Origin of the sequence: Variovorax sp. Root434 (genome assembly GCF_001426595.1) — a bacterium.
Lineage (GTDB): Bacteria > Pseudomonadota > Gammaproteobacteria > Burkholderiales > Burkholderiaceae_C > Variovorax.
This window is the reverse complement of sequence record NZ_LMEK01000011.1, coordinates 1-12963: the sequence shown is the minus strand read 5'-3', so window position 1 is coordinate 12963 and position 12963 is coordinate 1. Positions and strand designations below refer to the sequence as shown.

The following is a 12963-nucleotide window of genomic DNA, read 5'->3' as shown; positions in this document are numbered from 1 at the left end:
ATGAAGCTCACCGCCTTCACCGACTACAGCCTGCGCGTGCTGATCTACCTGGCCGCGCAGCCCGAACGGCGCGCCACCATCGGCGAGATCGCGGCCGCCTTCGCGGTGTCCGAGCATCACCTGACCAAGGTGGTGCACTTCCTGGGCAAGGAGGGGTGGCTGGCCAATGTCCGCGGCAAGGGCGGCGGGCTGGCGCTCGCGAAGCCGCCCGAGGCAATCAACGTCGACGACGTCGTGCGCCGCACCGAGGGCGGTGCCATCGTGGAATGTTTCGGGGAAAACGGCGGTGCCTGCCGCATCACCGGCCTGTGCCGCCTGCAGGGCGTGCTGGGCGAAGCCCTGGCGGCGTTCCACGCGGTGCTGCAGCGCTACACGCTGGCCGACCTCGTGCACAACCGGGAGGCCTTGTCCCAGGTGTTCCTGGCAAGCCGCATCGGCGTGCGGCAACCGGCGGGGAGGAATGCATGACGGCCGCGGCGCCTTTTCCGTACGACGGGCCGGAACATCTGCGCGAGCCGTTGGCCGCGGCGCTGTCGCGCGTCGTCGATCCGGAGATCTCGATGAACATCGTCGACGTCGGCCTGGTCTATGGCGTGACGGTGGACGCAGCGAGGGCGCACGTGCGGATCACGATGACCTCCGCGGCCTGTCCGGTGGCCGAGCTCATCATCGACGAGGCGGAAGCCGAGCTGGACAAGGTCGTCCCGGCCGAGCTGCAAATCCGCGTCGAGCTGGTGTGGGAGCCGCCGTGGAGCCCGGAGCGCATGAGTCCCGGTGCCAAGCGGGCCATGGGATGGTAGGCGCAGCCCGCCCGGCCGTCCGCCGCAGATGGCCCATTCGGACCTCGCCCGCGGGCAGCGGGATGCTCGCGCGCGCGCTGTTCGGCGCGCTGGCCGGCGTGTCGCTGGCGGCCGGCATCGCGGGCGGGCTCTGGCGGCTCGGTGTGGCGGTGCCGGACCCGCTGTCGTTCGCCTCGGCCGGCCAGGTGCTGCTGGTGCACGCTGCGCTGATGGTCTGCGGCTTCCTGGGCACCGTCATCGGCATCGAACGCGCCGTGGCCGTCAAGCAGCGCTGGGCGTTTCTCGCGCCGCTGGCGTCGGGCACCGGCGCGCTGTGCCTGGCCTTCGGCCAGCAGGCCGCCGGCGCGTGGCTCGGCGTGGCGGCGGCGATGGTCTTCCTGGCGGTCAACGCGCTGGTCGTGCGGCGCCAGCGCGCGGCGCACACGCTGCTGCTGGCCCTCGGCGCGGCCGCGTGGGTGGCGGGCAACCTGCTGTTCGCCGCCGGCCGCGACGGCGGCGCGGTCTTCCCGTGGTGGTTCGCCTTCCTCGTCATGACCATCGCGGCCGAGCGGCTCGAAATGACGCGGCTCATGCGACGGCGCCCTGCCGCTGGCGCGGCGCTGCATGCCTTGCTGTTGCTGCTGCTGGCGGGCGCCGCTTGCTCGGGCGCGGCCCCGCTTGCCGGCGGGCTCGCCTACGGCGTGGCGCTGGCGCTGCTGGCCGCGTGGCTGGCGGTGTTCGACATCGCGCGGCGCACGCTGTTCACGCACGGCATCAGCCGCTACATGGCGGTCTGCCTGCTGGGCGGCTATGCCTGGCTCGGCATCGCCGGCGTGGCCTGGGCCGCGGCCGCGCTCGGATGGCCGGCGCGCGATGCCGCGCTGCACGCGCTGGGGCTGGGTTTCGTCGTCAGCATGGTGATGGGGCACGCGCCCGTCGTGCTGCCGGCCATCGCACGCATCAAGCTGCGCTTCGGCGCCTTCTTCTACCTGCCGCTGGTCGCACTGCACCTGTCGCTCTTCGTGCGGCTGGCACTGGGCAGCTTCAGCGTTCCGCTGCGTGCCGCCGGGGCTTCGCTCAATGCGGCCGCGATTATTTTCTTTGCCGTCACCGTGGCCGGCGCGGCCGTCGCGTGGCGCATCCAACATGGCGCCGAGGGCGCCCGAAAGGCCAGATGATGGCAAGCTTCATTCCGCTCGAACCCGCACAGCCCCCTTCGGCTCATGCGTCCGGCTTTGCCCTGTGGCAGCTCGGCTTCCGGCCCTTCTACCTGCTCGCCAGCGCCTTCGCGGCCCTGTCCATCGCGCTGTGGGCTGTGCAGTTCGCCGGCTGGCTGCCGCGCGCCTACCTGCAAGGGCCGATGTGGCATGCGCACGAGATGCTGTTCGGTTTCACACTGGCCGTGATCGTCGGATTTCTGTTCACTGCGGGGCGCAACTGGTCGGGCCAGCCCACGCCCACGGGCCTGCCACTGGCGGCGCTGTCGGCGCTCTGGGTGGCGGGCCGCGTGCTCGTGCTAACGCCCTTCGCCTGGACTGCCGCCACCGTCAACGCGGCCTTTCCACTGGCCTGCGCCCTGGCGCTGGCGCGCCCGTTGGTGGCGGCGCGCAACCGGCGCAACTACTTCTTCGTCGGATTGCTGCTGCTGCTCTCGGGCGCCGCATTCGCCTTTCACCTGGCCGCGCTCGGCGTGCTCGAGGTGCCGGGGTGGCTGGGCATCCAGGTGGCGCTGGACGCCGTGTTGTTCATCATGGCGGTCATGGGGGGCCGGGTGATTCCAATGTTCACCAACAACGCCATTTCGGGCGCCGGTGCCACGCGGCACCCGCTGGCCGAGAACGCCGCGCTGGGGTCGGTGCTCGCACTGCTGCTGGCCGACGCGACGGGCCTGCCGCCGATCGCCGGGATGGCCATCGCGCTGCCTGCGGCGCTCGCGCATCTGGCGCGCTGGCTGCTGTGGCGGCCTTGGAAGGCGCCGGCCAACACGCTGGTGCTCGTGCTGCATGTGGCCTACGCATGGATTCCGGTTCACCTTGTACTGCGGGTGCTGGCGCTATACGGCGTGGTGCCGGCATCGCTCGCCACCCATGCGCTGACCGTGGGCGCCGCGGGCGGCCTCATCATCGGCATGATGGTGCGCACGTCGCGAGGCCACACCGGCCGGGTGCTGCGCGCCGACCAGGTCGACACCGCATGCTTCGTGCTGGTGCTGCTCGCGGCCGTGATCCGGGTTCTCGTTCCGCTTGTTGCGCCGGCCCACGCGATCGCCGCGGTCCTTGGTTCCGCGGCATGCTGGAGCCTGGGCTTCGGCCTGTTTGCGGTGCGGTACTGGCCCGCGCTGAGCCGGGCCCGGCCGGACGGAATGCCAGGCTGAGCTGCAGCCTGCCCGCCGATGTAGCTCATCTCGGCGTGTGGCGGGCGCGCGGCATGCCGGTTGCCGTTGCGCACGTCGCGCAGCTCGGAATACCGGTCGCTGCGGCCGGACCAAATGTGCGCAATGCTTGAGGCGAGAACTTCGTCGTTCACGCCTGCGCGAACCATTGCCCTCAGGTCATGCCCTTCACCGGCGAACAAGCATGTGTAGAGTTGCCCATCGGTCGACAGGCGCGCGCGGCTGCACGTGCGACAGAAGGCCTGCGTCACGCTGCTGATGACACCGATCTCGCCACCGCCGTCGGCATAGGCCCAGCGCTGGGCGGTCTCCCCCGGCGCGCTTGCGTCTAATGGCACGAGCGGCCACTCGGCGGTGATCCGCCCGATGACCTCGGCCGACGGCAGGACTTCGTCCATCCGCCAACCGTTGGTGGCGCCGACGTCCATGTATTCGATGAATCGCAGCGGTCTACGACGCCGCGCTGCGGCGCGCCGGAATGCTGCGCGTCGACACGCTGCAGGAGCTCTTCGTCGCCGCGGAAACCCTGTCGCGCTTCCGGGCCAACGGCCACGGCAGGCTCACGGTCATGACCAATGCCGGAGGCGCCGGCGTGATGGCGGCCGACGCGGCGGCGCACGAGGGCGTGGCGCTGGCCGACCCCGGCTGCGCGCTGCTCGCCCGCCTCGACGCGCTGCTTCCGGCGAACTGGTCGCGCGCCAACCCCATCGACATCATCGGTGACGCGCCAGCCGAGCGCTATGCCGAGACGCTCGGCGCGCTGCTGGCCGACGCGTCGGCCGGCGCGGTGCTCTTCATGCATGCGCCCACGGCCATCGTGCGCAGCGAGGATGTCGCGCGCGCCTGCCTGCCGCTGTTGCGCGGCCACGCCTCGCGCGTGATGAGCGCCTGGCTCGACGACGATGCGGTTGCCCAGGCGCGCAGGCTCTTCGAGGATGCCGGCGTGGCCGACTACGCCACGCCCGAAGAAGCGGTGCACGCCTTCGCGATGCTGCAGACCTACAGGCGCAACCAGGAGATCCTGATGGAGACGCCGGGCGCCGACCAAGGCGCCGTGCCGGACGCCGCCGCGGTGCACGCCACGCTGGGCGCGGCGCTGGCCGAGCAGCGCGAATGGCTCGGCGAACAGGAGGCCAAGTCGCTCTTGCGGGCCTACGGCATCGAGACGGTGCCCACCGTCGCCCTCGCGCCAACGGCCGAGGCGGCCGTCGAGCTGCCAAGGGGCTGGGATACCCGGTGGCGCTGAAGATCCTCTCGCGCGACATCACGCACAAGTCGGACGTCGACTTCGACGTGCATCACGGCAACGGCAGCGCGGACATCTTCCGCGACGACGAGCGCGTGCTCATGTGCTCCATCTTCGAGAAGGGCATCTATCCCTTTGCAGGCGAGGAGGACAACGGTCCGCGGATGGTGAACGTCGGGCTGCCCTCGCGCTCGGGCGGCGATGCTTTCAGGGCGGCCGTCACAGGCCACTGGCTGCCGGCGCTCGAAGCCTTCGCCCCGCAGCTCGTCTACGTCTCGGCGGGCTTCGACGGACACCGGGAGGACGACATGGGCAACCTCGGCCTGGTGGAGAACGACTACGCCTGGGTCACGCGGCAGATCATGGACGTGGCGCAGCGGCATTGCCGCGGCCGCGTCATCTCTTGCCTCGAAGGCGGCTATGCGCTCAGCGCGCTCGCCCGCAGCGCCGCCGCGCACGTCAAGGTGCTGATCGGCGCCGACTGACCGCGGCGCCGGGCCGCGGCCAGCATGCGGCCTCGTTCAGTGCCCGCTCGCGCCATGCGCGCCGATGCCCGTCTCGGAACGCACCTGCTGCGCGAGGAAACCGCCCCGGTCGACCTGCGCGCGCGCGCTGAGGTCCAGCACCGAGAACAGCCAGATGCCCACGAAGGCGATGCTCATCGAGAACAGGCATGGCGAGGTGTACGGGAACGGAGCCGACCCCGCCGGATAGCCGAAGGTGGCCTCCCAGACCGAGGGCGAAACCACCGTCAGCACCACAGAGGACACCAGCCCCAGGAAGCCGCCGATCACCGCTCCGCGCGTGGTGCAGCCCTTCCAGAGCACCGACATGAAGAGCACCGGGAAGTTGGCCGAGGCCGCGATGGCGAAGGCCAGCGACACCATGAAGGCGATGTTCTGCTTCTCGAACACGATGCCCAGCAGCACCGCCAGCGCACCGAGCGCCAGCGTGGTGATCCTGGAAACCCGCAGCTCGGCCGCACTGCCCGCGTCGCCCTTCTTGATGACGGTGGCATACAGGTCGTGCGACACGGCGGAAGCGCCTGACAGCGTGAGGCCCGCCACCACCGCGAGGATGGTCGCGAAGGCCACCGCCGAGATGAAGCCGAGGAACACGTTGCCGCCCACCGCATTGGCGAGGTGGATCGCCGCCATGTTGCCGCCGCCCTTGAGCACGCCCTTGGCGTCGAGGAAGTCCGGGTTCGTCAGCACGAAGGTGATGGCGCCGAAGCCGATGATGAAGGTCAGCAGGTAGAAGTAGCCGATCCAGCCGGTGGCCCACATGACCGACTTGCGCGCCTCCTTGGCGCTGGGCACGGTGAAGAAACGCATCAGGATGTGCGGCAGCCCGGCCGTGCCGAACATGAGCGCCATGCCGAAGGAGATGGCCGAGATCGGGTCCTTTACGAAATTGCCCGGGCCCATGATCGACTGCCCGATGCTCGCGGCCACCTCGGCGGTCTTGCCGTCCTTCAGCGCCAGGTCGGTCTTGACCTTGACCGCGCCGGCGAACATCGCCTCGGGGCTGAAGCCGAAGTGCCAGAGCACCGACACCGCCATGAAGCTCGCACCGCCCAGCAGCAGGCCGGCCTTGATGATCTGCACCCAGGTCGTGGCCGTCATGCCGCCGAAGAGCACGTACACCATCATGAGCGAGCCCACGATGACCACCGCGATCCAGTACTCGAGGCCGAAAAGCAGCTTGATGAGCTGCCCCGCCCCCACCATCTGCGCGATGAGATAGAACGCCACCACCACCAGCGTGCCCGAGGCCGCGAAGATGCGCACCGGCGTTTGCTTGAAACGGAATGCGGCGACGTCGGCGAAGGTGAACTTGCCGAGGTTGCGCAGCCGCTCCGCCATCAGGAAGGTGATGACCGGCCAGCCCACGAGAAAGCCGATGGAATAGATCAGCCCGTCATAGCCGGTGGCCATCACCGCCGCCGAGATGCCGAGGAACGACGCCGCGGACATGTAGTCGCCGGCGATGGCGAGCCCGTTCTGGAAGCCGGTGATGCCGCCGCCGGCCGTGTAGAAGTCGGACGCCGAGCGGGTGCGCGCGGCGGCCCACTTGGTGATGAAGAGCGTTCCCACCACGAACAGCGCGAACATGCCGATGGCAGTCCAGTTGGTGGCCTGCTTCTGCAGCTGGCCCAGGTCGGCGCCGGCCGCGAAAGCACCCACCGAAACGGCGCACAGGGCGAGGAAGGCGGCGGCGGATCGCACGCGCGGGACGCGGGGGACGCGCGGGGCGTGCAGGAGAGTGGCGCTCATTGCCTGGCCTCCTTCTGGACAGCCTTGACCACGGCGTCGGACAGGTTGTCGAACTCCGCGTTCGCGCGGCGCACGTAGTAGCCGGTGATCACCACGGTGAACATGATCACCCCGAAGCCGATCGGCATGCCCAGGGTCATGACGCCGTCGCCGATGCGCCGCGCCAGGAACTCCTTGTCGAAGGCCACCAGCAGCACGAAGCCGTAGTACGCGATGAGCATCAGCACCGCCAGCGTCCAGCCGAAGCGGTCGCGCCGGCGCTTGAGTTGCCTGTATTGGGGATGCGCGGCGACGCGCGCGACCAGATCGTCTTCCATCGGGGGTCTCCTTGTTTGCAATGGGCGGATTAGGAACGCGCGCGCCGTGCCGAAGCTTGCGCTGGCGCAAGGTTTTCTTCTTCGCCGCCGGCAAGATCGGGCCCCCAAACGAAAGCCACGAGACATGAACGCACCCGATCTCCCGTCCCGTCTTCCGACCTACGCACCACCGGAGGCGCTCGCCCGATCCGCCCACGTTGCCGGCCGCGCCGCCTACGACGCGCTGGTGGCCGAAGCCGATGCCGACCACGAGGGCTACTGGGCCCGCCTCGCGCGCGAATTCATCGGCTGGAAGACGCCGTTCACCAAGGCGCTGGACAGCAGCGATGCGCCCTACTACCGCTGGTTCGAGGACGGCACCCTCAACGTCTCGTGGAACTGCCTCGACCGCCAGGTGGAGGCCGGCCGGGGCGACAAGGTGGCGATCGTCTTCGAGTCGGACGACGGCAACGTCACCCGCACGACCTATGCGCAGCTGCTGGCGCAGACCTGCCGCATGGCCAACGCCCTGAAGGCGCGCGGGGTGAAGAAAGGCGACCGCGTCGTCATCTACATGCCGATGTCGGTCGAAGGCGTGGTCGCGATGCAAGCCTGCGCGCGGCTGGGCGCGGTGCACTCGGTGGTGTTCGGCGGCTTCTCGGCGCATGCGCTGCGCGACCGCATCGCCGACACCGGCGCGGCGGTGGTCGTCACCGCCGACCAGCAGGTGCGCGCGGGCAAGCAGCTGCCGCTCAAGGCGATGGTCGACGAGGCGATCGCGCTGGGCGGCTGCGAGGCGGTGGAATCGGTCATCGTGTACCGCCGCACCGGCGAGCCCATCGCTTGGACGCCGCGGGATCTGTGGATGCACGAGATAACCCAGGCACAGGACGACGGCTGCGAACCCGAATGGGTCGGCGCCGAGCATCCGCTGTTCCTTCTCTACACATCAGGCTCCACGGGCAAGCCCAAGGGCGTGCAGCACTGCAGCGGCGGTTATTTGCTGCATGCGGCGCTCACTACCAAGTGGACCTTCGACATGCACGACGGCGACGTGTTCTGGTGCACGGCCGACATCGGCTGGGTCACGGGCCACACGTACATCGCCTACGGCCCGCTGGCCATCGGAGCAACGCAGGTGGTGTTCGAGGGCGTGCCCACCTATCCCGATGCGGGACGCTTCTGGCAGATGATCGAGCGGCACCGCGTCACGGTGTTCTACACAGCACCCACAGCCATCCGGTCGCTGATCAAGGCGGCGGAGGGCAATCCGGCGGTCCACCCCGATCGTCATGACCTCGGCAGCCTGCGCGTGCTGGGCTCGGTCGGCGAGCCGATCAACCCGGCCGCCTGGGAGTGGTATCGGCAGCACGTGGGCGGCGGCCGCTGCCCGGTGCTCGACACCTGGTGGCAGACCGAGACCGGCGGCCACATGATCACGCCGCTGCCCGGCGCCACCGATCTCGTGCCGGGCTCCTGCACCCTGCCCCTCCCCGGCATCGCGGCGGCCATCGTCGACGAGACGGGCAACGACGTGCCCGATGGCGAGAGCGGCCTGCTGGTCATCAAGAAGCCATGGCCGAGCATGATCCGCGCGGTGTGGGGCGACGACGCGCGCTACCGATCGAGCTACTTTCCGCCGGAGCTGCGCGGCTACTACCTGGCGGGCGACGGTGCCGCGCGCGACAGGCTCACGCGCTACTTCACCATCGGCGGGCGCATCGACGACGTGCTGAACGTCAGCGGCCACCGCATGGGCACGATGGAGATCGAATCGGCGCTCGTGGCCTGCACGGCGCTGGTGGCCGAGGCGGCGGTGGTGGGCCGTCCCGACGAGACCACGGGCGAGGCGATCTGCGCGTTCGTGGTGCTCAAGCAGCCGCGCCCCACGGGCAAGGAAGGAGACCGCCTGGCCGCCGAACTGCGCGCGTGGATCGGCAAGGAGATCGGCCCCATCGCCAAGCCCAGGGAGATCCGCTTCGCCGACAACCTGCCCAAGACGCGCAGCGGAAAGATCATGCGCCGCCTGCTGCGCTCGGTGGCCAAGGGCGAAGCGATCACGCAGGACGTGTCGACGCTGGAGAACCCGGCGATCCTCGATCAGCTGACCGAGACGCACTGAGGCGACCGGCGGCTGGCTATCCGCCCGCCGGGCGCCGCTGCGCGGGAAGCGCATCCACCGGGATGCGCAGATACGCGACGCCGTTGTCGTCGGCAGGCTGGAGCCGCCCGCCGCGCACGTTCACCTGGATCGACGGAAGGATGAGCGTGGGCACGTCCAGCGTTGCGTCGCGCGCCGTGCGCATCGCCACGAACTCGTCGGCGCCGATGCCGTCGCGCACGTGGATGTTGCGGGCTTCTGTCCCGGCCCGGGCCTGCTCGCCCTGGGCATGGGCGAAACCAAGGCCCATGTCTTCGTGCTCGCGATGCTCGCGGGCATGGGAATCTTCGAACTCATCGAGCACCGCGCGCGACAAGGCTGAGGCTACCCGGCGCCCGCCTGCTCGCTCCCGGCCGCATGCACCAGCAGTACGGGAATGCAGGAGCCGCGCACGATCCGCTCCGTGCTGCTTCCCAGCAGCAGTTGCCCGAGGCTGCGCCGGCCTCGCGTGCCCGCAATGATCAGGTCGGCATGCCATCCCCGTGCTTCGTCGGCGACGAGGCTTGCCACCGTGCCGTCCGATTCGTTGTAGAGCACGGTGTCGACCTCGACGCCGGCGCAACGGACGCGCTCGGCACTTAGGGCGAGCATGCGCTCGGCCTCCGCCTGCAGGTCCGACGACCCGTCGCGGGCGTAGCCGGCCCGCGAGACCGAAAGCTCGTCGATGGCATGGAGCAGCCGCACCCGGCTTCTCATCGGCCTGGCGAGGCGGATCGCCTCCTCGACGCCCTGGGCCGATGCCGGGCTGCCGTCTATGGGAACGAGTATTCGTCGGTACACGGATTGCTCCTTGCCGAGCAAGGCTGCGTCTGCAACCGCGATGCCTGCCCGTTCTTCACTCATCCATTCTGGCCATGCGGGCGGCCTTCGAATTGACATGCATCAATCGCGGATCATGCCGTCCATGGCCTGGAGGATGCGATCGCGGCGTCCGGCCAGCTCGGGGTTGTGCGTGACGAAGAGAACAGCCACGCCGCACTCGCGGTTGGCTTCGTCCAATCCCCGCAGCGGGGCGATGTTGATGTGGCGCAAGCCCGGCCGCGGCAGGCGACGAAAGAATCTGCTTGCCCGTCGCGCCGGGGCCGGCGGCAGGTGCCTGTTGAAGGCGGCCCCGAGGAGAAAACCCATGTCCGTCTACAAGCACGTGCTGGTTCCGCTGGACGGCAGCCCCACTGCCGACTGCGGCCTGCAGGAAGCCATCCGCCTGGCCGGCGAACTCGGAAGCAGGCTGCGTCTACTCCACGTTGTCGACGACTTTCCGATGCTGATGGAAATGTCGAGCGTCTCCAGCTTCGAGGCCGGCCTGCAGAAAGTGCGCGAATACGGCGAATCGGTCCTCTCGCGCGCTCGGGCCAAGGCGACGGCGGCTGGGGTCGAGGCCGAGACCGTGCTGCGTGAAGTCACGCAGGAGCGCATCGCCGAAGTCGTGACCGAAGAGGCCGCGAAGGCTGCTTGCGACCTGATCGTGATGGGCACCCACGGCCGCCGCGGCCTCAGCCGGCTAGCGCTCGGCAGCGATGCCGACCGCGTTGCGCGAAGCAGCCCCGTGCCGGTGCTGCTGGTGCGTGCAGCGGCGGCAGCGGGCTGAACGCAGCTCCCGCCACACACCAATCCAACCTATCGGAAAAGAACATGACATCCAACACGCTTCGCAACCTGATCGCGTCCACGATCCTCGCCACCGGCGCCTGCACATTCGCCGCCGACTACACGGCACCCGGGCAGTTCAGCCCGCCGGAAAGCGCTGTGCAGAAAGCGGGCGACGCGACGCGCGCGTCGGCCGGCCGGGCCGCGCGTGACGCGGAAGAGGCTGCCCGACAGGCAGTGGACGCCGCCAAGGCTGCTGCCGACAAGGGCAAGGCCACCACCGGCCAGGTATCGGAGACCCTGGCCGAGGGCATCCGCAAGGCCGCGCGAAAGGCGGCCCAGGCGGCGACGCGCCTGGAAGAAAAAACCGCCGCCTCCGCAGCCAGGGCGCTCGACGAAGGCAAGGACACCGCGCTGGCCGCCCAGGAAGAAGGCCGGAAGGCGGCCCAGGCCTCCAGGGAGGCCCTCGCCCGGGCGGAGGAATCGGTGAACCGGTCCGCGCAAGCCGGCAAGGAAGAAGCCGAGACGGCAGCGCAGGCTACGCGCGAAGCGCTCGACAAGGCGGAAGAAGCCATGCAATCGGCCGCCAGGGCAGCCGCCGACGCCTCGGCGCGCACGCTCGAAGCGGCGAAGCGCAAGGCCCGTCCCGCGGGCTCCGATGGAAAGTAATGCCCGCGCCCGATCACCGGAGAGAACGACCATGAACCCCGACATCCAACTCAGGCATGACGTCTTCGCCCAACTCAAATGGGACCCGGCCGTCAACGGCTGCGACGTCGACGTGTGCGTCAAGGACGGCGTCGTGACCCTTCGCGGCCAGGTGATCGACGAGGCGCGGCGTGCCGCCGTGGAGCGGGCCGCGCGCCGCACCGAAGGGCTGACGATGCTGCTGAACCGGCTCATCGTGATGCCGTCGCCGCAGGACGCGCCGGCGTCCACCCCGGCCGGCGCGCACTCGTCCTGAGCTCGAAACGGCGGCAAGGCGCCGTCAATGCGCCATCAGCAGGGGAACGCTTGTGCGCATCAGCACTTCGCGGGTCACTCCGCCCAGCAGTTGTTCCTGCGCGCGGGCATGGCCATAGCCTCCCATCACGAGCAGGTCGCTGCCGAGCACGTCCGCGCGGTCGAGCAGCGCGTCGGAGATGCGTAGCGACGTCACCAGGCGCTCGACGCTGGCCTGGACACCATGGCGCAGGAGCCAGCCGCTCAGGTCCTCGGGATCCGGCGCATCCGGTGGACCCGCGGCCGTGTCCCTGCGCAGGGACAGCAGCGTGACGTGCGTGGCACCGCGCAGCAGCGGGATCGCGCCGCGTAGCGACATGGATGCTTCCCGGCTGCCGTCCCAGGCCACGAGGATCCTGTCCAGACCCCGGGAGATGCGGCGATCCGCGCGCGGAACGATCAGCACCGGTCGTCCCGCGTTCAGCATGACCTGCTCGGGCAGCCGGCTCGCCGCTTCGCACAACGCCGCCGCCTCGTCAGCCTGCCCGACAACGATCAGGTCGCTGGCCCGGCCGTGGTGGACCACGGCCTGCACCGGATCGCCGTCCACCAGCCGTGCATCGCTGGAGGACGCAGCCGGCCGTATCCGGCTGTGGAACACGTGAGCGACAGTCTCGGCCCGCCTGCGCAGGTACAGCGAGGCCTCGACGATCGTGCGGTCCAGCTCCCCGGAAGCTCGCGGAGCCGGGCCTGTTCCGGCCGGAGCCCAGGTGGGCACGATGCCCATCAGGTGGCTCCCATGCAGCCTCGCGAGCCGTGCCGCCAGCCGGGTGCGGACCTCGCAGCACTCGGTGTGGTCCAGGTGCACCGAGATGGTCGAAAGCGTCATGCCTGCCGCCTTGCCCGGGCGGCCTTGCGGCCGGCTTTCATCCGGTGCGCGGAAGGCGCGGACGCCAGGGCACCGTGCAGCGTGTGCAGGGCTTCGCTCACCACGGCCTTTCGCGAAGGCTGGGCCGGTGCGGCCTCGTGGGCGGCCGCCGCAGGCGCGGGGTGATCCGGTCCCTGAGACCGCAGCACCTGCATCGGCGCCGTGGCGAGCGCGTGCCAGTCCTCGGCGCGCATGACGGCGTCCGTCTCGGCGCGGGTCAGCGCAATGCAATCCTGCAGCGCCCGCGATCCGATCGACTCGAACATCTCGAGCGAGTGCAGCCAGATGCTGCATTGCGCCTTGCACAGCGCCAGCGGAAAAGTGAAGTCGGTGCTCATGGTGTGTCCTCTCGCCCG

The 12963-nt window shown here is 69.8% G+C and carries 16 protein-coding genes and 3 pseudogenes; 11 read left to right on the top strand and 8 right to left on the bottom strand.

Annotation, left to right across the window (positions count from 1 at the left end; translation table 11 throughout):
- The 4 genes from ASD05_RS10335 to ASD05_RS10320 all read left to right on the top strand — a co-directional run bounded on the left by ASD05_RS10335 (window position 1) and on the right by ASD05_RS10320 (window position 3153).
- Complete coding sequence (locus ASD05_RS10335; RefSeq protein ID WP_056591372.1) at window positions 1–468, top strand: RrF2 family transcriptional regulator; 468 nt, start codon at window positions 1–3, stop codon at window positions 466–468.
- Complete coding sequence (locus tag ASD05_RS10330; RefSeq protein ID WP_056591370.1) at window positions 465–800, top strand: metal-sulfur cluster assembly factor; 336 nt, start codon at window positions 465–467, stop codon at window positions 798–800. The genes ASD05_RS10335 and ASD05_RS10330 overlap by 4 nt, the downstream gene beginning before the upstream one ends.
- 62 nt (window positions 801–862) lie before the next feature.
- Complete coding sequence (locus ASD05_RS10325) at window positions 863–1957, top strand: hypothetical protein (protein WP_056591366.1); 1095 nt, start codon at window positions 863–865, stop codon at window positions 1955–1957.
- Window positions 1957–3153, top strand: a complete 1197-nt coding sequence (locus tag ASD05_RS10320) for an NnrS family protein (RefSeq protein ID WP_056591532.1) — start codon at window positions 1957–1959, stop codon at window positions 3151–3153. The genes ASD05_RS10325 and ASD05_RS10320 overlap by 1 nt, the downstream gene beginning before the upstream one ends.
- 11 nt (window positions 3154–3164) lie before the next feature.
- Here ASD05_RS10320 and ASD05_RS29435 read toward each other — a convergent pair.
- Window positions 3165–3617, bottom strand: a pseudogene (locus ASD05_RS29435) (GTP 3',8-cyclase MoaA); the annotation flags it as partial.
- Between the two features lie 32 nt (window positions 3618–3649).
- Here ASD05_RS29435 and ASD05_RS10315 point away from each other — a divergent pair.
- Together ASD05_RS10315 and ASD05_RS30360 are read left to right on the top strand one after the other, a co-directional pair.
- A complete protein-coding gene (locus ASD05_RS10315) occupies window positions 3650–4417 on the top strand; it encodes an acetate--CoA ligase family protein (RefSeq protein ID WP_056591364.1) in 768 nt (255 codons plus the stop codon).
- A 35-nt stretch (window positions 4418–4452) separates the two neighbouring features.
- Window positions 4453–4902 (top strand): annotated as a pseudogene (locus ASD05_RS30360) (histone deacetylase family protein); the annotation flags it as partial.
- 36 nt (window positions 4903–4938) lie between these two features.
- Here the strand turns inward: ASD05_RS30360 and ASD05_RS10305 are convergent.
- Window positions 4939–6693, bottom strand: coding sequence for a cation acetate symporter (locus tag ASD05_RS10305; RefSeq protein ID WP_235507931.1), 1755 nt, complete (start codon window positions 6691–6693; stop codon window positions 4939–4941).
- The gene (locus ASD05_RS10300) at window positions 6690–7010 is read right to left on the bottom strand and encodes a DUF485 domain-containing protein (protein WP_056591358.1); all 321 of its coding nucleotides are present in this window, start codon (window positions 7008–7010) and stop codon (window positions 6690–6692) included. Before ASD05_RS10300 ends, ASD05_RS10305 begins: the two co-directional genes overlap by 4 nt.
- Window positions 7011–7134: 124 nt before the next feature.
- Here ASD05_RS10300 and acs point away from each other — a divergent pair, with 124 nt between their 5' ends.
- Window positions 7135–9111, top strand: a complete 1977-nt coding sequence (gene acs, locus ASD05_RS10295) for an acetate--CoA ligase (RefSeq protein ID WP_056591355.1) — start codon at window positions 7135–7137, stop codon at window positions 9109–9111.
- A 16-nt stretch (window positions 9112–9127) separates the two neighbouring features.
- Here the strand turns inward: acs and ASD05_RS10290 are convergent.
- Window positions 9128–9358 (bottom strand): annotated as a pseudogene (locus tag ASD05_RS10290) (MBL fold metallo-hydrolase); the annotation flags it as partial.
- On the opposite strand from ASD05_RS10290, the gene ASD05_RS30670 reads away from it, so the two are divergent.
- On the top strand, window positions 9332–9472 hold the full coding sequence (locus ASD05_RS30670; RefSeq protein ID WP_414930042.1) for a DUF6691 family protein: 141 nt from the start codon (window positions 9332–9334) through the stop codon (window positions 9470–9472). The pseudogene ASD05_RS10290 and the gene ASD05_RS30670 sit on opposite strands and share 27 nt — an antisense overlap.
- A gap of 2 nt (window positions 9473–9474) precedes the next feature.
- Here the strand turns inward: ASD05_RS30670 and ASD05_RS10285 are convergent, their stop codons facing one another.
- Together ASD05_RS10285 and ASD05_RS30665 are read right to left on the bottom strand one after the other, a co-directional pair.
- Complete coding sequence (locus tag ASD05_RS10285; protein WP_235507930.1) at window positions 9475–9993, bottom strand: universal stress protein; 519 nt, start codon at window positions 9991–9993, stop codon at window positions 9475–9477.
- Window positions 9994–10032: 39 nt separating this feature from the next.
- Complete coding sequence (locus ASD05_RS30665) at window positions 10033–10278, bottom strand: hypothetical protein (protein WP_235507929.1); 246 nt, start codon at window positions 10276–10278, stop codon at window positions 10033–10035.
- Between ASD05_RS30665 and ASD05_RS10280 the strand changes: the two genes are divergently transcribed.
- From ASD05_RS10280 to ASD05_RS10270, 3 genes are read left to right on the top strand one after another with little or no spacing between them, the layout of a single operon-like run.
- Window positions 10277–10738 carry a universal stress protein gene (locus ASD05_RS10280; RefSeq protein ID WP_056591345.1) on the top strand — a complete coding sequence of 154 codons (462 nt, stop codon included), beginning with the start codon at window positions 10277–10279 and terminating at the stop codon, window positions 10736–10738. The genes ASD05_RS30665 and ASD05_RS10280 overlap by 2 nt on opposite strands.
- Window positions 10739–10782: 44 nt before the next feature.
- Window positions 10783–11406 (top strand): hypothetical protein, encoded by a 624-nt coding sequence (locus ASD05_RS10275; RefSeq protein WP_056591342.1) that lies wholly within the window; start codon window positions 10783–10785, stop codon window positions 11404–11406.
- Between the two features lie 31 nt (window positions 11407–11437).
- Window positions 11438–11701 carry a BON domain-containing protein gene (locus ASD05_RS10270; protein WP_056591339.1) on the top strand — a complete coding sequence of 88 codons (264 nt, stop codon included), beginning with the start codon at window positions 11438–11440 and terminating at the stop codon, window positions 11699–11701.
- A gap of 24 nt (window positions 11702–11725) precedes the next feature.
- Here the strand turns inward: ASD05_RS10270 and ASD05_RS10265 are convergent, their stop codons facing one another.
- Together ASD05_RS10265 and ASD05_RS10260 are read right to left on the bottom strand one after the other, a co-directional pair.
- Complete coding sequence (locus ASD05_RS10265; protein WP_056591336.1) at window positions 11726–12568, bottom strand: universal stress protein; 843 nt, start codon at window positions 12566–12568, stop codon at window positions 11726–11728.
- On the bottom strand, window positions 12565–12963 hold a 399-nt coding region (locus ASD05_RS10260; protein WP_235507928.1), incomplete at its 5' end, for a hypothetical protein. The genes ASD05_RS10265 and ASD05_RS10260, both read right to left, overlap by 4 nt.

Bases quoted from the DNA above. Each gene is read 5' to 3' on its own strand.
- ASD05_RS10270 (WP_056591339.1), top strand. From the start codon at position 11,438: ATGAACCCCGACATCCAACTCAGGCATGACGTCTTCGCCCAACTCAAA.
- ASD05_RS10280 (WP_056591345.1), top strand. From the start codon at position 10,277: ATGTCCGTCTACAAGCACGTGCTGGTTCCGCTGGACGGCAGCCCCACT.
- ASD05_RS10265 (WP_056591336.1), bottom strand. From the start codon at position 12,568: ATGACGCTTTCGACCATCTCGGTGCACCTGGACCACACCGAGTGCTGC.
- ASD05_RS10330 (WP_056591370.1), top strand. From the start codon at position 465: ATGACGGCCGCGGCGCCTTTTCCGTACGACGGGCCGGAACATCTGCGC.
- ASD05_RS10325 (WP_056591366.1), top strand. From the start codon at position 863: ATGCTCGCGCGCGCGCTGTTCGGCGCGCTGGCCGGCGTGTCGCTGGCG.
- ASD05_RS10305 (WP_235507931.1), bottom strand. From the start codon at position 6,693: ATGAGCGCCACTCTCCTGCACGCCCCGCGCGTCCCCCGCGTCCCGCGC.
- ASD05_RS10315 (WP_056591364.1), top strand. From the start codon at position 3,650: ATGCTGCGCGTCGACACGCTGCAGGAGCTCTTCGTCGCCGCGGAAACC.
- ASD05_RS10300 (WP_056591358.1), bottom strand. From the start codon at position 7,010: ATGGAAGACGATCTGGTCGCGCGCGTCGCCGCGCATCCCCAATACAGG.
- acs (WP_056591355.1), top strand. From the start codon at position 7,135: ATGAACGCACCCGATCTCCCGTCCCGTCTTCCGACCTACGCACCACCG.
- ASD05_RS10335 (WP_056591372.1), top strand. From the start codon at position 1: ATGAAGCTCACCGCCTTCACCGACTACAGCCTGCGCGTGCTGATCTAC.
- ASD05_RS10275 (WP_056591342.1), top strand. From the start codon at position 10,783: ATGACATCCAACACGCTTCGCAACCTGATCGCGTCCACGATCCTCGCC.
- ASD05_RS10320 (WP_056591532.1), top strand. From the start codon at position 1,957: ATGGCAAGCTTCATTCCGCTCGAACCCGCACAGCCCCCTTCGGCTCAT.
- ASD05_RS10285 (WP_235507930.1), bottom strand. From the start codon at position 9,993: ATGAGTGAAGAACGGGCAGGCATCGCGGTTGCAGACGCAGCCTTGCTC.
- ASD05_RS30665 (WP_235507929.1), bottom strand. From the start codon at position 10,278: ATGGGTTTTCTCCTCGGGGCCGCCTTCAACAGGCACCTGCCGCCGGCC.